The organism is Pseudooceanicola profundi, assembly GCF_050897955.1.
In the GTDB taxonomy this organism is placed as follows: Bacteria; Pseudomonadota; Alphaproteobacteria; order Rhodobacterales; family Rhodobacteraceae; genus Pseudooceanicola.
On sequence record NZ_JBPAXZ010000001.1, the window covers coordinates 2703420 to 2722681 of the forward strand.

13 protein-coding genes are annotated in these 19262 nt (G+C 64.8%); 7 read left to right on the forward strand and 6 right to left on the reverse strand.

Translation table 11 applies throughout. The features are described from left to right. Positions 1-62: 62 nt before the first annotated feature. A complete protein-coding gene (locus ACRARG_RS13740) occupies positions 63-5510 on the forward strand; it encodes an alpha-2-macroglobulin family protein (RefSeq protein ID WP_432690578.1) in 5448 nt (1815 codons plus the stop codon). Then, complete coding sequence (gene pbpC / locus ACRARG_RS13745) at positions 5507-7543, forward strand: penicillin-binding protein 1C (protein WP_432690579.1); 2037 nt, start codon at positions 5507-5509, stop codon at positions 7541-7543. Before ACRARG_RS13740 ends, pbpC begins: the two co-directional genes overlap by 4 nt. Before the next feature lie 182 nt (positions 7544-7725). Here pbpC and ACRARG_RS13750 read toward each other — a convergent pair whose 3' ends face one another. Both ACRARG_RS13750 and ACRARG_RS13755 read right to left on the reverse strand, forming a co-directional pair. After that, on the reverse strand, positions 7726-8904 hold the full coding sequence (locus ACRARG_RS13750; protein WP_432690580.1) for an acetyl-CoA C-acyltransferase family protein: 1179 nt from the start codon (positions 8902-8904) through the stop codon (positions 7726-7728). 91 nt (positions 8905-8995) lie between these two features. Then, a complete protein-coding gene (locus ACRARG_RS13755; protein ID WP_432690581.1) occupies positions 8996-9724 on the reverse strand; it encodes a metallophosphoesterase family protein in 729 nt (242 codons plus the stop codon). A gap of 307 nt (positions 9725-10031) precedes the next feature. On the opposite strand from ACRARG_RS13755, the gene ACRARG_RS13760 reads away from it, so the two are divergent. After that, a complete protein-coding gene (locus tag ACRARG_RS13760) occupies positions 10032-10406 on the forward strand; it encodes a hypothetical protein (RefSeq protein WP_432690582.1) in 375 nt (124 codons plus the stop codon). A 66-nt stretch (positions 10407-10472) separates the two neighbouring features. Here the strand turns inward: ACRARG_RS13760 and serA are convergent, their stop codons facing one another. After that, positions 10473-12068: a phosphoglycerate dehydrogenase gene (serA, locus tag ACRARG_RS13765; RefSeq protein WP_432690583.1), complete on the reverse strand. Its 1596-nt coding sequence runs from the start codon at positions 12066-12068 to the stop codon at positions 10473-10475. A 170-nt stretch (positions 12069-12238) separates the two neighbouring features. Further along, positions 12239-13393: a phosphoserine transaminase gene (locus ACRARG_RS13770; RefSeq protein ID WP_432690584.1), complete on the reverse strand. Its 1155-nt coding sequence runs from the start codon at positions 13391-13393 to the stop codon at positions 12239-12241. 288 nt (positions 13394-13681) lie between these two features. On the opposite strand from ACRARG_RS13770, the gene serB reads away from it, so the two are divergent. The 4 genes from serB to ACRARG_RS13790 all read left to right on the forward strand — a co-directional run bounded on the left by serB (position 13682) and on the right by ACRARG_RS13790 (position 15811). Next, positions 13682-14551 carry a phosphoserine phosphatase SerB gene (gene serB / locus ACRARG_RS13775; protein WP_432690585.1) on the forward strand — a complete coding sequence of 290 codons (870 nt, stop codon included), beginning with the start codon at positions 13682-13684 and terminating at the stop codon, positions 14549-14551. A gap of 65 nt (positions 14552-14616) precedes the next feature. Beyond that, positions 14617-14949: an ArsR/SmtB family transcription factor gene (locus ACRARG_RS13780; RefSeq protein ID WP_432690586.1), complete on the forward strand. Its 333-nt coding sequence runs from the start codon at positions 14617-14619 to the stop codon at positions 14947-14949. Next, the gene (locus tag ACRARG_RS13785) at positions 14946-15425 is read left to right on the forward strand and encodes an SRPBCC family protein (RefSeq protein ID WP_432690587.1); all 480 of its coding nucleotides are present in this window, start codon (positions 14946-14948) and stop codon (positions 15423-15425) included. Before ACRARG_RS13780 ends, ACRARG_RS13785 begins: the two co-directional genes overlap by 4 nt. Before the next feature lie 68 nt (positions 15426-15493). Next, positions 15494-15811: a YciI family protein gene (locus ACRARG_RS13790; RefSeq protein WP_432690588.1), complete on the forward strand. Its 318-nt coding sequence runs from the start codon at positions 15494-15496 to the stop codon at positions 15809-15811. Positions 15812-15879: 68 nt separating this feature from the next. On the opposite strand, the gene ACRARG_RS13795 is transcribed toward ACRARG_RS13790, so the two are convergent. Both ACRARG_RS13795 and deoC read right to left on the reverse strand, forming a co-directional pair. Further along, positions 15880-18225 (reverse strand): aldehyde dehydrogenase family protein, encoded by a 2346-nt coding sequence (locus tag ACRARG_RS13795; RefSeq protein ID WP_432690589.1) that lies wholly within the window; start codon positions 18223-18225, stop codon positions 15880-15882. 42 nt (positions 18226-18267) lie between these two features. Next, complete coding sequence (deoC, locus tag ACRARG_RS13800; protein WP_432690590.1) at positions 18268-19257, reverse strand: deoxyribose-phosphate aldolase; 990 nt, start codon at positions 19255-19257, stop codon at positions 18268-18270. Between the last annotated feature and the right edge of the window lie 5 nt (positions 19258-19262).

Sequence of the window (19262 nt, forward strand, 5' to 3'; positions counted from 1 at the left end):
GAAGAATCCTTGTTTCGGCGGAACCGCCCGTGCAACCTGTTCCCCGACTGAAGGAGCGTGCAATGACCGGCCAATTTACCCGTATTCTGACCAGAATTTTCCTGTCGCTGGCCGCGCTTCAGCCCGCCATGGCGCAGGATATCATGCCGGAGCGGCGGGCGATTGTGACCCCGGACCGCGACCTGGCCGGTACGGATCTGACGCAGATTTTCGACACCCGTTTCGACGCCTGCCGCAACGCCTGTATCGCCGACACGTCCTGCGTCGCTTTTACCTTTAATACCCGGAATAATTCCTGTTTCCCAAAATCGGCAGTCACCCGTCAGGACACCTATCTGGGCGCAAGATCGGCTGTGATCCGAATTGCCTCAGAGGCGGATATCGCCCGTGCCGCCACGCGGGCCGCAGACCTGACCATGCTGGGCGAGGCGACACTTCGCAACGCGTATGATCTGGCCGCAACCATTGGTGAAATGCATCAGGCCGGCGGGTACACTGCCGATACCCTGGTCGAGACATCGCGCCAGCGCGAAGCGGACAACGATCTGCTCAGCGCCATGCGGTGGATGGGCGGGGCGGTCGCACAATCCGATCAGGCGGATCTCTGGCTGGATTATTCGCGTCTCCTGGTCCAGGCGCTGCCGCGTGCGGACTCATTCCGCACGACATATCTGAAACGCAGCCTGACGGCCGCCGTGAACGGGTATCTGCGCGCGCCCGGTGATCCGGCGCGGACGGCGGCCCTGATCCAGATTGCCGAAACGCTGAGGCTGAACAATCGCGGCCGCGATATGATCCCGGTCCTGCGGCTGGCCGAAACCATCCGGCCCCGGGACGATATCGCGGCCATGCTGGACGATGCGATCGGCAAATATGGCTTCCGGATCGCCGACCATACCGTTGAAAGCAACCTCTCCGACCCCCGCATCTGCGCCCAGTTCACCGAGCCGCTGGCCAAGACCGGCGTCACCTATGCCGATTACGTCCGCCTTCCCGACACGTCGCTGGCGGTGGAGGCCTCCGGACAACAGCTCTGCATCAGCGGGCTGGACCATGGGACACGCTACAATTTCACGTTCCGCGAAGGGTTGCCCGCCGCCTCGGGCGAGGTGCTGGCAAAGGATGTGGACCTGAGCGCCTATGTCCGCGACCGCGATCCCAGGGTCGTGTTCCCCGGGCGGGCCTTTGTCCTGCCGGCGGCCGGCGAGGCCGCGGTTCCGGTGACGACGGTCAACCTGGACACGCTGGCGCTGCGTCTCATGCGGGTGACGGACCGCAATATCCTCAGATCCTTTCAGGACGGCTATTTCGGGCGGCGGCTGTCCGACTGGGAATTGGACTCTTTTGTCGGCGATGTCGGCGAAATCGTCTGGGACGGCACCGCAGAGGTGGCGCAGGACCTCAATGAGGATGTGACCACACGCCTGCCCCTTGGCGAGGCGCTGGCGGGACAGGCGCCCGGCCTCTATGTGTTGGAGGCCGCGATGGAGAGGTCGGCTGACGATCAGCCGGCCTTCCAGTGGTTCATCGTCACCGATCTGGGCATAACCACATATCTGGGCCATGACGGCCTGCATGTGTTTCTGCGCGCCCTGGGGGATGCACAGCCCGTACCGGGGGTCGAGGTCAGCCTGCTGGGGCAGGCGAACCGCGTTTTGTCCACCGCGACGAGCGACGCCGATGGTCACGTCCTGTTCCCCGAAGGTCTGACGCGCGGCACGGGCGGGGCCAGCCCGGCGCTGGTAACTGCCACGCTGGGCGATGACCTGGCCTTTCTGTCGCTGAAAGACCCGGCCTTCGATCTGTCGGACCGGGGCGTGTCCGGTCGCCCGGCGGGACCGGCGATTGATGTCTTTCTGGCCACCGACCGCGGCGCCTACCGCGCCGGAGAGGACATCAACCTGACGATCCTGGCCCGCGACAGGACGCAAAAGGCGATCTCCGGCCTCCCGCTGACGGCGATCCTGACCCGGCCCGACAGTGTCGAATACGCCCGGATGGCTCTGACCGGGGATCGCGCGGGCGGATATGTTCTGACGATGCCGCTCGGGCCGACCGCACCGCGCGGCACCTGGACCATCGACATCAAGGCTGACCTGGACGAACCGGCCCTGGCCTCCGCCAAGGTTCTGGTCGAGGATTTCCTGCCCGAACGCATTGATGTCACACTGGACCTGCCGCAGGGTCCGCTCTTTGCCGACGACCTGCCGGAGCTGGACCTGCAGTCGGATTTTCTGTTTGGCGCGCCCGCCTCCGGCCTGACGGTGGAGGGCGATCTGAGGTTGGTCTCTGCCCGCCAGATAGAGACCTTTCCGGGCTATAGTTTTGGCCGCCACGATGCCCAGACCTATGCCCGCAACAGGACGTTCAGCGCCACCACCGACGATACCGGCCATGTGAGTATCGCCCTGCCTGCGGCCTTTCCGGACGAAGACCTCGGCGCACCCTTTGCCCTGACGGCCATCGCGCGCGTGCTTGAAGGGTCGGGCCGGCCGGTGGAGCGGTCGATCACCCGGCTGGTCGGCCCCGCCGGCCCGGCCATCGGCATCCGTCCCCTGTTCGATGGCACCGTTCAGGAAGGCGCCACGGCCCGGTTCAACCTGATCGCAATCGGACCCGATCTACAGCCGCAGCCTATGCAGGTGCGATGGAGCCTCAACCGTGTCGAAACGCGCTACCAGTGGTATCAGCAATACGGCAACTGGAACTGGGAGCCCTATACAACGCGGACAAGGATCAGCGCCGGCACGGCGATACTTGATCCGGACGGCCCCGTCCCGGTGGAGGTTCCAACTGAATGGGGGCACTACGAATTGGTGGTGGACCGGTCTGACGGCGCCTATGTCTCGACCAGCGTCAGTTTCGATGCCGGATGGTATGCCCCGGCCGATGCCTCCGCCACGCCTGATCTGCTTGAGCTGTCGCTGGACCAGCCGGGCTATGCCGTCGGCGATACCGCGCGGCTTCGCCTTGCGCCACGCTATCCGGGCACGGCTCTGGTGACGGTGATGTCGGATCACCTGATCGGCAACTGGACGGTCCCGGTTGGCGCCGAAGAGACCACCATTGACCTGCCTGTGACAGAGGATTGGGGGGCAGGGGCCTATGTCGCGGCCAGCGTCATTCGCCCGATGGATACGTCCGCCGGACAGATGCCGGCCCGCAGCCTTGGCATCCAGTATGCGCCGGTCGAACCCGGAGACAAGGCGCTGAGCGTCACGATTGACGCCCCCGATCAGGCAGAACCGCGCAAACCGCTGACCGCCAAAATCCGTCTGGACGCGGCACCGGAGGGCGAAACGGTCTATGCCACTCTGGCCGCCGTGGACGTGGGTATCCTGAACCTGACCGGCTTTGAAGCGCCGGCTCCGGGCGACCACTACTTTGGCCAGCGGCGGCTTGGAATGGATATCCGTGACCTGTACGGGCGCCTGATCGACAGCACGCAGGGGGCGATGGGCCGGGTCCGCTCAGGCGGCGATGCGCTTGGCCAGATCCGGCAAGACGGGCCTCCGCCGGTAGAGGACCTGGTGGCCCTGTTCAGCGGGCCGGTGGAAATCGGCGCGGACGGGACAGCGGATATCGCCTTTGACCTGCCGGAGTTCAACGGCACGGTCAGGCTGATGGCCGTCGTCTGGTCCGACACGGCGGTCGGCGCGGCCCAGGCAGACGTTTTGATCCGCGATCCAGTTGTGGTGACGGCGACCCTGCCGCGGTTCCTCCAGCCCGGCGACCGTTCCGCTATTACGCTGGAAATGGTCCATGCGAGCGGCCCTGTCGGACGGGCTGGGCTGGATATCAGCGCAACGGGGGTGGAACTTGGTGGTCCGGTCCCCTCCGGTTTCGATCTGGAACAGGGGATACGACACAGGCTGAGCATACCTGTGACCGCGTCCGAACCGGGGGATCATCGCATCTCGGTCGTCCTGACAACACCGGGCGGAAAAGTCCTGACCAAGACGCTGGTCCTGCCCGTCCGTCGGAACGACCCGGAAACCACCCGCACACAACGCATCACGCTGGACCCCGGCGATACCCTGACGCTGGACGACAATGCCTTTGCCGGGTTCCAGGGCGGTGGTGGCGATATCCTGATTTCGGCCGGTGCGCTGGCCCGGTTCGACGCACCGGCCCTGCTCCAGTCGCTGGACCGCTACCCGTATGGCTGCACCGAACAGGTGACCTCCAGGGCCCTGCCGCTGCTCTATCTGTCTTCTCTGGCCGAATCTGTCGGCCTCGCTGGGCCGGCAGGTGCCGGTGCGCGCGTGACGCAGTCCATCGACCGCATACTCGCCCGGCAGACCAGCACCGGCGCTTTTGGCCTGTGGCGTGCCGTTGGCGGGGACTTCTGGCTGGACGCCTATGTCACGGACTTTCTGTCGCGCGCAGGCAAGCAGGGCTACGATGTGCCTGAGACCGCGTTCCGCATGGCACTGGACAATCTGCGCAACCGCGTGAACTACGCGCCGGATTTCGATGCCGGAACGGAAAACGGCGGCGAAGATATCGCCTATGCTCTGCTGGTCCTCGCGCGGGAAGGCGCGGCCAGCATGGGCGACCTGCGATACTTTGCCGATACCAAGGGCAATGATTTCGCAACCCCGCTGGCCGCCGCGCAACTGGCGGCAGCGCTTGCCATGTACGGCGACCAGACCCGTGCGGATGCCATGTTCCGGATCGCGGCGCGCAAACTCTCCGCAGACACTGGCGATGAGGAAAAGCCACTGCTGCGGGCCGATTACGGAACCCGCCTGCGCGATACCGCCGGCCTGCTGACCCTCGCGGTCGAGGCAGGATCGGATGCCGTGGACAGGGCAGATTTGATCAACCGGGTGTCCGGACAGGGCGGGGCGATGTCCACCCAGGAAAGCACCTGGACCCTGCTCGCCGCACGGGCATTGGTCGATGAACCCGCTCTGGCAGGTCTGACGCTGGACGGCGCTCCGCTGGCAGGGCCGGTCATGCGGGTCGACCGCTCCGGCGCGCTTGCCCCGATGGCGCTGTTCAACGGCGGCACCGCCGGGACAGAGATCACCCTGACCACATCCGGCGTGCCGGAGGTGCCGCCAGAGGCGGGCGGATACGGATATGCGATAGACCGCGCCTATTTCTCGCTGGAAGGCGCCCCGGTCGATCCGGCGACGGTTGCCCGCGGGACGCGCATGGTGACGGTCCTGACCGTCCGGCCGTTTGAAACGGTCGGCGCCCGGCTGATGGTCGACGACCCGCTGCCGGCAGGGTTTGAAATCGATAATCCGAATCTCATCAGGGCCGGCGATCTCAAAGACCTGGCCTGGCTGCGCCCGGCAGAGGCCCAGCACAGCGAATTCCGCGCAGACCGCTTTGTCGCGGCGGTGGACTGGCAGGGCAGCGATGCCTTTCAGCTGGCCTATATCGTCCGCGCGATCTCACCCGGGACCTATCGCCATTCCGCCGCCACGGTGGAGGACATGTATCGCCCGCGCTACAGGGCCTGGACCGGAACGGGGCAGGTCACGGTCGGACCATGACCCGTCCCGCCGCCGCATTACTGGCGCTGGTGCTTCTGCTGTGGTCCGGCGCGGCGCTGCGGGATCTGACCGATCGCTGGATCGACCGGACCGACCTGCCACCGCTCGCGCTTGAAACCTCGGCCGAAATCCGGGACCGCAACGGCGAGCTGCTGCGTGTCTTCACCGTTGCAGATGGCCGCTGGCGCCTTGCCATGACTGTCGAACAGGCCGATCCCGGGTATCTGCGGATGTTGACAGGCTATGAGGATCGCAGGTTCTACAGCCATCCCGGTGTCGACGTCCTGGCCCTGGCCCGTGCGGCCTGGCAGGCCGTTCGCACGGGCGGGATCGTGTCCGGCGGGTCCACCCTGACGATGCAGGTCGCCCGGCTGCTGGAGGCCTCCGGCACCGGCAGCTGGCGCGGCAAACTTCGGCAGGCGCGCCTGGCCCTGGCGCTCGAACGCCAGCTGACGAAATCCGAGATCCTGGGGCTCTACCTTCACCTTGCGCCGATGGGCGGCAATCTTGAAGGGCTGCGCGCCGCCTCGCTGTCTTATTTTGGCAAGGAACCGCACCGGCTGACCACGGCAGAGTCCGCGATGCTGGTGGCACTGCCGCAATCCCCGGAAACGCGCCGCCCGGACCGGCATCCGGAAACGGCGCGCGCCGCGCGTGACCGGGTCCTGAACCGCCTTGTTGCCCATGGCGTGCTGACCACAGAAGCCGCGACGGTTGCGACATCTGAACCTGCGCCCGCCCGCCGGCACGGCTTTCCGGCCCTGGCCCCGCATCTCACGCAACATGCATTGCTGATGGCGCCGGATCAGACCGTTCAGGAGCTGACCCTCGATGCCCCGCTTCAGGCCCGGCTGGAGGCGCTGGCACGGCGGAGCTTGCGGGATAAACCGGCGAACCTGTCGATTGCCATCCTTGTCGCGGATCACTACACCGGAGAGATTCTGGCCAGCGTCGGCTCTCAGGGGATCGGCGATGCCGAAGGGCAGGGGTTTGTCGATATGACCAGAGCGGTGCGATCGCCCGGCTCGACCCTCAAACCGCTAGTCTATGGTCTGGCGTTTGATGCGGGTCTGGTCCATCCCGAAACGCTGATCGCCGACCGGCCGATGAACTTTGACGGCTATGCCCCGCAGAACTTCGACGGCCGGTTCCGGGGCGACGTGCGCATCGCCGAGGCGCTGCGTCTGTCGTTGAACCTGCCTGCGGTCCAGCTGACCGCCGAACTGGGGCCACATAATCTGATTGCGGCTTTGCGCCGGGCTGGCGCTGCTCCGGTTGTGCCGGGTGGCAGGCCGGGGCTGGCGGTGTCGCTGGGCGGGCTTGGTATGACGCTCACGGATCTGACGCAGCTCTACGCCGCCTTCGCGCGGGGAGGAGACGCCATCCCCCTGCATATGCGTCACGGCGCGCCACCCGCGCCCAGCCATGTGATCACACCTGTGGCCGCATGGCAGGTCGGGCATATTCTGGCCGGCCTGTTACCACAACCCGGCGGCTCTGCGGCCCCGATCGCCTACAAGACCGGTACCAGCTACGGATATCGGGACGCCTGGGCTGTCGGCTATGACGGACAACATGTGATCGGTGTCTGGATCGGCCGCCCGGACGGCACGCCGGTTCCCGGCGCCTCTGGTGCGACCTTCGCCGCGCCGGTCCTGTTTCAGGCGTTCGACCGGCTGAAACCATCGCTGACACCGCTGCCCCCGCCACCGCCGGCAACCCTGCTGGTTGGCGCGGCACGTCTGCCTGAACCATTGCAGCGGTTCCGTCCGCGCGATGGCTACCGCGCATCCGGGAACAGCCTGCAACTGACCTTTCCGCCGGACGGCGCCAGCCTGTTCCGCGACGGGCCGCTTCCCGCCAAGGTGCGGGAGGGCACACCGCCTTTCGCCTGGCTTGCCAACGGCCGGCCGGTCATGGTTGGCGTCAGATCGCGGGAGGTTCTTCTGTCAGGTCTGACCCAGGGCTTCACCGATCTGACGGTGATCGACGCCTCCGGGCAAAGCGCCAGGGTGTCGATCGAGCTGCAGTAGATGCGCAGGACAGGCAAGGCACTGCGCTCCGGTCTCTGTTGACCGGGACTACGCTCTTCGGGGCAGGGGGAATACGGTGTCGCCGGCCTCACCGCGATCAGGCCAGGCCCGGGGCCCAGTGCAGGCTGGCGCTGAAGACCGGGCGAAGACCTCCTCGCCCGGCCGCCGTCAGACCAAATGGTTCAGATACGCTCGATGGCCAGGGCAATCCCCTGACCGCCTCCAATACACATTGTGATCAGGGCCTTGGAGCCGCCGATCCGTTCCAGCTCGTAGAGCGCCTTGACGGTGATGATGGCGCCGGTTGCGCCCACCGGATGGCCGAGGGCAATGGCCCCGCCATTCGGGTTCACCTTCGCGGGATCGAGGCCCAGACCCTTGTTCACCGCCAGCGCCTGCGCCGCGAAGGCTTCGTTCGATTCGATCACGTCGAAATCGGACACGTCGAGCCCGGTGCGCTTGCAGAGCATCTCCACGGCCGGGATCGGGCCCACACCCATGACTTCCGGACGGACACCTGCATGGGCATAGCCCAGAACGCGGGCGCGGGGGGTCAGACCGGCCTTTTCCGCGGCGGAGGCGCGGGCCAGCACCAGCGCCGCTGCGCCGTCGTTGATGCCCGAGGCATTGCCTGCGGTGACCGAGCCGTCTTTGGCAAAGGCGGGACGCAGGGACGCCAGACCTTCCAGCGTCGTCGCGGGTTTAAGGTGTTCGTCCTGTTCAAAGGCCACCTCGTCACGCTTGACCTTGACCATGACCGGCACGATCTGATCCTTGAACCGGCCCGCCTCGATCGCGGCAAAGGCGCGCTTCTGGCTTTCGAGGGAGAAGGCATCCTGCGCCTCCCGGCTGATGTCATGCTCTTTCGACACATTCTCGGCGGTCACACCCATATGCCCGGTGCCGAAGGGGCAGTTCAGCGCGCCAAGCATCATGTCAAGCACCCGCGCATCGCCCATCTTCTGGCCCCACCGCTGATCCGGCACCACAAAGGGCGAACGGGACATGCATTCCGCCCCGCCGGCCAGGCCGAAATCGGCATCGCCCAGCATCAGCGACTGCACCACGGACACAATGGCCTGTGCCCCGGACCCGCAGAGCCGGTTCACGTTCATCGCGGGTGTCGTATCGGGCACGCCCGCATCCATCGCGGCAACGCGGCTGAGGTACATATCGCGCGGTTCTGTGTTGATCACCGTGCCATAGGCAACGTGGCCGATCTGCGCGCCTTCGACCCCCGCCCGTTCCAGCGCAGCCTTGGCCGCAACGGTGCCCAGCTGGATCGGTGTGGTCCCGGCGAGGCTACCGCCAAAAGTGCCAATCGCGGTGCGTGCGCCGCTCAGAATAACAATATCTTCCATGATCCTCTCCCCTTCAGACATCGGCCCCGAAGGCCGTCTTGCCCATTTGATGCCCCAACCCGCGCCGGAGCGCAATCTGGCCTACCATATGTCAGCTGGTCGGGCGCAGCGGCACCCGGCCCTGATGGGACAGAAGGAAAACCTCCTCCCCCTCAAAAACCGCCGCCGACAGGGGGCGTCCATACCCCGCGCCGCCGTCCAGATCGACGCGGTTGCCGAAATGCTCCGGCGCGTCCAGTGCGGTGTGGCCATGTACGACCAGCCAGGGATGCGGCTGGGGGTCCGACAGGAAAGGTTCGCGGATCCAGATCAGGTCGTCCTCGATCTGGGCGTCGAGCTTCAGGCCGGGCCGGATACCGGCGTGAACAAACAGCAGCCCGTCGCGTTCTGCATGAAGCGGCAGGCCGGCAAGAAAGGCCAGATGCGCCTCCGGCACGTCCGTTTGCGCCGCTGCGAACAGCTCCGCCGGGCTGCGGTCACTATGCGCGGCAATCCCGTAGCTCTCCAGCGTCGCCCGCCCGCCCAGCCGGTGATTGTCCCACGGCAGGCCCGATTTGATATTGTGATCGGCCACGGTGCCGTCCTGCAGAAAGCGCTGGAACATGCGGTCGTGATTGCCTTTGAGGCAGGTCCAGGTCCGCCCGTCCTTCTGCCCGGCCATCAGCCGGTCCAGAACGCCCCGGCTGTCCGGCCCACGGTCGGTATAGTCGCCCAGGAATATGACCTCGGCCTGCGGGTTCCCGTCCCGCTCGATGAGGGAGAGTACGCGGTCAAGCTCTGCCAGCTGGCCGTGGATATCGCCGATTGCATAGATCGTCATGCCGCAAGGTCTCCGGCCTTTGGCGGGAAATGTCCAGAGCGATCCGGGACTTGCCGGACATGTGAAGGCCAGGCGGACAAGCTTTGCCGGTTCAGGGTCAGATCACCTTTGGCCGGGGTGACGCACAACCTTCGCAGAAGACGTGACAGCCTCAGTTTTTTTCCGGTTATTCTGTCCGTCAGGGGATTTCAGGGGGTCCATGGTTTCATTGGGTATGAGAGCGATCCCCGATCAGCTGGCGGTCAGAAAGGCATCGCCGGTCCAACCCATATCACATCCCCTGACCGGGATATGGAGGAGAAAGACATTGAAGGGACTACCATTTATTCTGTTTGCCGTGGCCGCGATCTGCGCCGTGATCGGCATGGCCTGGGGCATTGTCATGTCGGCTTCCGGCGATCACACGCTGTCACCGGCCCACGCCCATCTTAACCTGCTGGGCTGGGTCAGCCTTGCCCTGTTCGGCACCTTTTATCATCTGGTTCCGAATGCGGGCGCCAGCATGATCGCCAAGATACAGGCCGCCGTCGCCATTGCGGGCGTTGTGCTGATCGTCCCGGGGATCGCCATGGCGATCAACCAGGCCGGAGAGGCGCTGGCCAAGATCGGCTCCCTCCTGACCATCCTGTCCATGGTGATTTTCCTGATCGTACTAGTCACCAAGGGCCGGGCTCCGGCCTGACGCGCGACCAAAGAAAAACGCCGCCCGGGGGCCGGGCGGCGTCATAGATCAGAAGGCAGGACCGGCTCAGGCCACGTCGAAGACAAGCGGCTTGATCTGGCGGAACTTGCCCGTGTCCTTCAGGGCGGAAAGCGCCCCGGCCGACGGGGCCTCGTCCAGATAGAGCAGCGCGATCGCTTCGCCGCCCTGCGCCGCACGACCCAGGGTAAAGTTCGCGATATTCGCGCCATTCTGACCCAGCGTGCTGCCCAGCGTCCCGATGATGCCCGGCACGTCCTCATTGGTGGTGTAGAGCATATGGCTGCCCACCTCGGCATCGATATTGATGCCCTTGATCTGGATGAAGCGCGGCTTGCCGTCGGAGAAACAGGTGCCCGCGATGGAGCGCTCGCGCTTTTCCGTCACCACGGTCACTTTGACATAACCGTCGAACGCGCCGGACTTGTCCTGATTGGTGGTCGAGATCTGGATGCCACGCTCCTTCGCCACAACGGGGGCAGAGACGAGGTTCACATCCGGGTTGGACTTTTTCATGATCCCCGCGATGACGGAGCAGTTGAGCGCCGCCAGGTTCATCTCTGCCACGACACCGTCATAGAGGATGTTGATCGCCTTGATCGGCTCATCGGTCATCTGGCCGATGAAGGACCCCAGATGCGCGGCAAGCTTGACCCAGGGGCCCATGACCTTGGCCTCTTCGGCGGTCATGGAGGGCATGTTCAGCGCATTCTCCACAGCACCGTCGATCAGATAGTTCGACATCTGCTCCGCCACCTGCAGCGCGACATTTTCCTGCGCCTCAGACGTCGAGGCGCCGAGATGCGGCGTGCAGACCACGTTGGGCAGGTTGAAAAGCACGTTCTCGGTTGCCGGCTCTTCCGAGAAAACGTCGAAAGCCGCGCCGGCGACATGGCCGGATTTCAGCAGCTCTGCCAGCGCCTCTTCGTCGACCAGACCGCCACGGGCACAGTTGATGATCCGCACGCCTTTCTTGGTCTTGGCAAGGTTTTCAGCCGACAGGATGTTCTTCGTCTGATCGGTCAGCGGCACATGCAGCGTGATGAAATCGGAGCGGGTCAGCAGCTCGTCGAGCTCGACCTTCTCCACGCCCATCTTCGCGGCCTTTTCTTCGCCCAGGAAGGGATCGTAGGCCACGACCTTCATCTTCAGACCACGGGCGCGGTCGCAGACGATGCCGCCGATATTGCCGGCGCCAATGACGCCCAGGGTCTTGCCGGTCAGCTCGACACCCATGAATTTCGACTTCTCCCATTTGCCGGCATGGGTGGATTCGCTGGCCTCGGGAATCTGGCGCGCCACGGCGAACATCATCGCAATGGCATGCTCGGCCGTGGTGATCATATTGCCGAAGGGGGTGTTCATGACGATGACGCCCTTCTTGGAGGCGGCGTCCTTGTCGACATTGTCGGTGCCGATCCCGGCGCGGCCGACGACTTTCAGCTTGTCGGCATGCTCCAGCAGGGCGGCAGTCACCTTGGTCGCGGACCGGATGGCGAGGCCGTCATACTGGCCGATCACCTCGGCCAGCTTGTCCTTGTCCTTGCCGAGGTTCGGTTGGAAATCAACTTCGATGCCACGGTCTTTGAAGATTTGGACGGCGGCGTCCGACAGCTTGTCGGAAATGAGAACTCTGGGGGCCATGTCAGGCGCTCCTTGTGTGTTTTATCGGGGAAAACGGGTACACAGCACCCGTCCTGCGTTGTGTTGGAATGACCCGTTGGGTCGGCATGATGGGTGCAAAGCACCCATCCTACGGATGGTTCGGAAAAGCCCGGCGGAGGGGCAGGATGGGTGCTCTGCACCCATCCCGATCAGGCCGCTTCCGTCTGGGCCGCAATCTCCGCCTCGAAGGCCCATTCGAGCCAGGGCAGCAGCGCCTCAACATCGGAGGTCTCCACCGTCGCGCCACACCAGATCCGCAGACCGGCCGGAGCATCGCGATAGGCGCCAATATCCAGCGCCACGCCTTCCTTCTCCAGCCGCTTGGCCACGGCCTTGGCAAAGGTGGCGCCGTCCTTGATCCGGTCATCGGTGAACTTCAGACAGACGGAGGTATTGGACCGCGTCGCCGGATCCACCGCCAGATTGGCCAGCCAGGGAGTCCGGTCGCAGAAATCCCACAGCACCTTGGCATTGGCATCGGCGCGGCCCATCAGGCCCTTCAGCCCACCAACCTCACGACCCCAGGCCAGCGCCACGAGGTAATCCTCGACCGCCAGCATCGACGGGGTGTTGATCGTCTCGCCCTTGAAGATGCCGTCAATCAGCTTGCCGCCTTTGGTCATGCGGAAGATTTTCGGCATCGGCCAGGCGGGGGTGTAGCTTTCCAGCCGTTCAACAGCCCGCGGCGACAGGATCAGCATCCCATGTGCCGCCTCGCCGCCCATCACCTTCTGCCAGGAGAAGGTCACGACATCGAGTTTGTCCCAGGCCAGATCCTGCGCAAAAGCCGCAGAGGTTGCGTCACAGATCGTCAGACCCTTGCGGTCCGCCGGGATCGCATCGCCGTTGGGCAGCCGCACGCCGGAGGTGGTGCCGTTCCAGGTGAAAACCACGTCGGTGTCGAAATCCACCGTCGCGAAATCGACGATCTCGCCATAGCCGGCTTCCTTGACCTCGGCGTCGATCTTCAGCTGCTTGACCACATCGGTGACCCAGCCAGCGCCGAAGCTTTCCCAGGCAATCATTGTGGCCTTGCGCGCGCCGAGCAGCGACCACATCGCCATTTCCACCGCGCCGGTGTCAGAGGCGGGCACGATGCCGATCTTGTAATCGGCCGGAACGCCCAGCAGATCGCGCGTCTCTTCGATCGCGGCGAGCAGCTTTTCCTTGCCGATGGCAGCACGGTGCGACCGACCGAGCGCGGCATCAGACAATTTGACCAATTCAAAAGTAGGGATCTTGGCACAGGGGCCAGAGGAGAAACGCGGATTAACCGGCCGCGTTGCCGGAGCGTCGATAGCCATTGCTGGTATCCTTCCAGATAAGCGCCCTTCGTTGGGGAAGGGTGTCCCGCCGCCGCGTATAAGCCCCTTTCCGGACGCACGCAACAGCGCAGATGTCGTATTTGAGCTTTGGCCTGTCGGATTTGATTCCAATTTGCCTCATAACCGACTGCATCCCCCCGCCCCCGCTTCTTTGGTCCCGAAATATCCCGGGGGAGGCGCATCGCGCCCGGGGGCAGCGCCCCCGTCCCCTCTGGCCCAGCGGCGCAGACCCCAGTATGCAGGCCCCGACTCAGCCACGGAGCGCCCATGCAGATCGTCAGCCTCACCGCCAAACCCACCATGCTTGACCCCTCCGCCCCGGAGGCGCTGCGCAAAGCTTGGGGTGGCCGCGATGTGATCTGGCTGGCGCCCGGTCAGGCCGCCGAATTCAGCCTGGACCAGGTGCCGAACGACCTCCGCGCCCGCTGGCAGGATTTTCAGACCAAGGGCATCGACCTCAACATCCTGCCTGCCGAAAACCGTCGCAAGAAGATGCTTCTGGCGGATATGGACAGCACCATGATCCGGCAGGAATGCATCGACGAGCTGGCCGAAGTTGCCGGTGTCGGCGCCCGTGTCAAAGAGATCACAGCCCGCGCCATGAATGGCGAGCTCGACTTCGAAGGGGCGCTGACCGAACGTGTCAGCCTCCTTCGTGACCTGCCCGAATCCGTGATCGCCGAGGTCATCGAAACGCGTATCACACTGATGCCCGGCGGACCCGAACTGCTGGCCACCATGAAGGCGCATGGAGCCTATTGTGCACTTGTCTCGGGTGGCTTTACCGCCTTCACCGGCATGATCGCCGCTCGTCTCGGCTTTGACGAAAACCGCGCCAATACCCTTCTGGCCGCAGATGGAAAACTGACCGGAGAGGTCGGCCGCCCGATCCTCGGGCGCGACGCCAAGGTGCAGGCGCTGGAAGAAATCACCGCAAAGCTTGGCATAGCCGAGGCCGATGTCATCGCGGTCGGCGACGGTGCCAATGACCTTGGCATGCTGGGCCGGGCCGGGGCAGGGGTGGCGCTGCATGCCAAGCCCTCCGTGGCGGCGGAATGCGACATTCGCATCAATCATGGGGATCTGACTGCGCTGCTTTACCTTCAGGGCTACAGCCGCGCGGAATTCCAGATCTGACCTTAAATTCTTCAATTTGTTAATTAACATTTGAGTAAAATAAAGAATCGGCTCAGCCTGTCGGTATGAACAGACTGAGCACCATATTTTCCGCCCTCTCCGACGCGACACGTCTGTCGCTTGTCGAGAAGCTCCTGTCTCAGGGCGAATTGCCCGCCGGAGCACTGGCCGAGAGCACGGAAATATCCGCCCCTGCGGTGTCCCGTCATCTGAAGGTCCTGCGCACGGCCGGGGTCATCGAACAGCGTATTCAGGGGACCCATCGGTATTATTCGGTCCGGCCCGACGCCCTGCAACAGGTCCATCGCTGGACGATGGATCACAGCCAGTTCTGGCAACAGAGCCTCGACCGCTTCGACCAGCTGCTCGCGCTCGACCCGGAAGGAGATGACATATGACCCTGTCTGAAACGGCGGATGTCGAGTTCATCCGCGATTATCCCGTCACTCTGACACGCCTGTGGCGCGCCGTGACAGAGCCCGTCCAGCTGATCCAGTGGCTGGGCCCCGAAGGCACCTATATCGATGACTGCGATATGGACTTCCGGCGCACCGGCCCCTGGTTCTGCGTCATGGTTGGCAAGGAAAGCGGCGACCGCTTTCATGTCTCAGGTCAGGTCACGCAGGTTACACCGCCCGAGGCAGGCAAGGGCTCCCTCGCCTTCACCTGGGCCTGGCATGATCCGTCGGGACGCCGTGGCGAGGAAAGCCACGTTACCTTTGCCGTTCTGGAAACCGCAGCCGGCGCCCGGCTCAGGCTGATACATCGCAACCTCTCCGGCGTGGATGCCGCGCAAAGCCACAGCCGCGGCTGGGTGTCGACCCTGCGCAAGCTCGACTTTTTCCTCGAACCGAATGCGTCGTTACAGGAATAGATTCACGCTCAACGCGTCGCCCGAACATCTGGCCGGGGCCCCGTTTTTAACCAGGCAAAGGAAACGTTATGCCCAGATTTCTCTATGTATATCATGCCGATCAGCCCATGCGCCCCGATCCCGAACAGGCGGCGGAGGCCATGGCGGCCTGGGGCCGCTGGATGGAAGGTCTTGGACCCAAACTGGTTGATCCGGGCGAACCGGTCGGAATCTCCAAATCCGTGACCAAGGACGGTGTGCTGGACCGGGTCGAAAATGCCGCCTTTGGCTATTCGATTGTCGAGGCGGACACGATGGAGGAGGCCTGCGAAATGGCCAAAGGCAATCCGATGGTGACGGGCGGAGGCTCGGTCGAAGTGGCCGAAGTCATGAAGATCGACATGTAAGCTCAGCGCGTCCGCGATCTCGTCACGCTGCCGCCGCACCGCCCTGCATGGCGGTGAGGCGGGGCGGATTATTCGCCGTAAGGCACCCAGACAGTCTTTACCTCTGTCGCCTGATCCAGAAAGGTCCGGCCCTCGCCATCCTTCCCGGCCCAGTCCCGCGCCATGCCGTTATTGACCCAGACGCGTTTGAGATTGCCAGCGCTCGCCGCTTCGATCTCCTCTGACAGATCGGTGGAGGAAAAGCACCAGACCGCCTCCACATCCAGATGCGCGGCCAGCGTTCCGCCCAGCTCCGCATGGCTGCCGGTCACGATATTGACCACCCCGCCGGGCACGTCGGATGTATCCAGCACCTGGTAGAAATCCGTGGCCGTCAGCGGATAGGCCTCCGACGGCACCAGCACCACCCGGTTGCCCATGGCAATCGCCGGTCCCATGACCGACACCAGCCCCAAGAGCGGTGCCTCATCCGGACAGATCGCCCCGATCACGCCGACCGGTTCGCGCACCGCCAGCGCCATGCCCCGGATCGGCACGGACCGCAGATCGCCCGCGTATTTATCGGCCCAGGCCGCATAGGTGAAAAGCCGCTTCACAGCGGTCTCCACCTCCGTGGCGCCCCCCTTGCCGCCGCACATCGCATCGATCCGGGCGGCGAACTCAGCCTCGCGCGCCTCGAGGTTCTCCGCGATGTAATAAAGGATCTGGGCCCTGAGATGCCCGGTTGTGCCCGACCAGCCCTTTGCGCCCTGCGCCGCCTCCACCGCATTGCGGATATCCTTGCGGCTGCCGATACCGACATGGCCCAGCGGCGTGCCGGACTTGGCATAGATCATCTTGGAATAGCCGCCATCGGGCCGCGCCTGTTTGCCCCCGATGTAGAGCTTTGCCGTCCGGTCCAGCGCCCCGTCGCCGGGCAGATCCATATCGCCCGCGACCGGCAGCACCGGCTTGACGGGCTTGAGCTTCCGCACCGGGCGCAGATAGGCCGACAGCCCTTCCCAGCCGCCCTCGCGGCCAAAGCCGCTCTCCCGCACACCGCCGAACCCGGCCGCCGCGTCGAACATATTGGTCCCGTTGATCCAGACCACGCCCGCGACCAGCTTTGGCGCGATGCCCAGAGCGAGGTTCACATTTTCAGTCCAGACCGAGGCCGCCAGCCCATAGCGCGTGTTATTCGCCAGCGCCACCGCCTCCTCCGGCGTCCGGAAGCTGCAGGAGACGAGGACAGGCCCGAAGATCTCCTCCTGCATCAGCCGGTCCGATGGCGCGAGCCCGGTGATCAGCGTCGGCGGGTAGTAGCATCCCTCTGGAACGTCACAGGCGGCCCGGTATATCTCCCCGCCCGACCCCGCGACCATGCTCCGGATCGTCTCCAGCTGCACGGGGTCCACCACGGCGCCCACATCAATGCATTTGTCCAGCGGATCGCCGACCCGCAGCTTGTCCATCCGGGCCCGCAGCTTGGCATGGAACCGCTCGGCCACGCCCTCCTGCACCAGCAGGCGCGACCCGGCACAGCAGACCTGCCCCTGGTTGAACCAGATCGCATCGACCAGCCCCTCGACAGCAGAATCCAGATCGGCATCGTCAAAGACCACATAGGGCCCCTTGCCCCCCAGCTCCAAAGTCAGCGCCTTGCCCTGTCCGGCGGTTGCCACCCGGATCTTGCGCCCCACCTCGGTGGAGCCGGTGAAGGCCACCTTGTCCACCTCCTCATGGGTCACGATCATCTCACCCACGGCACCATCGCCGGTGACGATGTTGACCACGCCCTTCGGCACCCCGGCCTGACGGCAGATGTCAGCAAAACACAGGGCCGTCAGAGAGGTATATTCCGCCGGTTTCAGCACCACCGTATTCCCCGCCGCAAGCGCCGGCGCCACTTTCCACGCCAGCATCAGCAGCGGAAAGTTCCACGGGATCACCTGACCGCAGACGCCCAGAGGCTCCATCCCCGGCGCCTCCGCCTCCATCAGCTGCGCCAGCCCCGCGTGGTAGTAGAAATGCCGCGCCACCAGCGGCAGGTCGATATCACGGCTCTCCCGGATCGGCTTGCCATTGTCCATCGTCTCCAGCACGGCCAGCAGCCGCGCATGTTTCTGCATCATCCGCGCCAGCGCATAAAGCACCCGCGCCCGCCCGTGCCCGCCCAGCTTGGCCCATTTCGGCTGCGCCCGCCGCGCCGCCGCCATCGCCGCATCGACCTCCTTGGCCGTCGCCTGCGAAATATGCGCCAGCACCTCCCCCGTCGCCGGATTCCGGCTCTCAAAGGTCTCTCCGGTCGCGGTGAACTTGCCGTCGATGAACTGACCGAACCGGCTGCCCTGATCCACGATCCAGGCCAGCGCCTCGCCCGCCGCCTCTGGGGCAGGGCCATAGTCCATGGTCTCGAAGATCTCCTTCACGCCCATCCCGAAATCCCCTTCATCTTTCCAGAAAAACTCAAACGGCCTTCAGCCCGCCGCATGGCGCCACGCCGCCGAATAGGCGCCGGTCACATGGTGTTCCAGCTGCCGCTCTATATCGCCCAGAAGCGACGACGCGCCGAACCGGAACAGGTCCGGCCTCAGCCACCGATCCCCCAGCTCCTCTTTCAGCAGCGACAGGTAGACCAGCGCATCTTTGGCCTTGGAAATCCCGCCCGCCGGCTTGTAGCCCACCCGGAACCCGGTCCGGTCGTAATAGTCCCGGATCGCGCGGATCATAACCAGCGACACGGGCAGGGTGGCATTCACCCCCTCCTTGCCGGTGGAGGTCTTGATGAAATCCGCCCCCGCCATCATGCAGACGAGAGAGGCGCGCGCGACATTGCGCAGGGTCCCCAGCTCCCCGGTCGCAAGGATCGCCTTCACATGGGCCTCGCCACAGGCGGCGCGGAATTCGCGCATCTCGTCATACAGCGCCTGCCAGTCGCCCGACAGCACATGGCGGCGGGAGATCACGATATCGATCTCCTCCGCGCCCGCTTTCACGCTCTCCCCGATCTCTGCCACCCGCAGGTGAAAGGGCGACAGCCCCGCCGGAAACCCGGTGGACACCGCCGCGACCGGAATGCCCGACCCTTTCAGCGCCGCCACGGCCGCCGGCACCATCTCGTGATAGACGCAGACGGCCCCGGTGGTGATCCCGCTCACACCCAGCTTTTCCAGAATATCCGCCCGGACCGGCTGCCGCGCCTTGGCGCAGAGCCGCCGCACGCGCTCTTCGGTATCGTCGCCCGACAGGGTCGTCAGGTCGATCAGCGTGATCGCCCGCAGCAGCCAGGCCGCCTGGTCGTCCTTCTTGACCGACCGCCGCCCCGGCAGGGTCGCACAGCGGCGTTCGATGGCGGATGTATTGGCCTGCGCCGACATGACCCAGTCGAGGTCCAGCGCCATGCCGGGATTGCGCGGCTCCACCATCTGCGGCAGCTGTGCGCTCATCTGTTCGAGCTTGCTCTGCATGATGT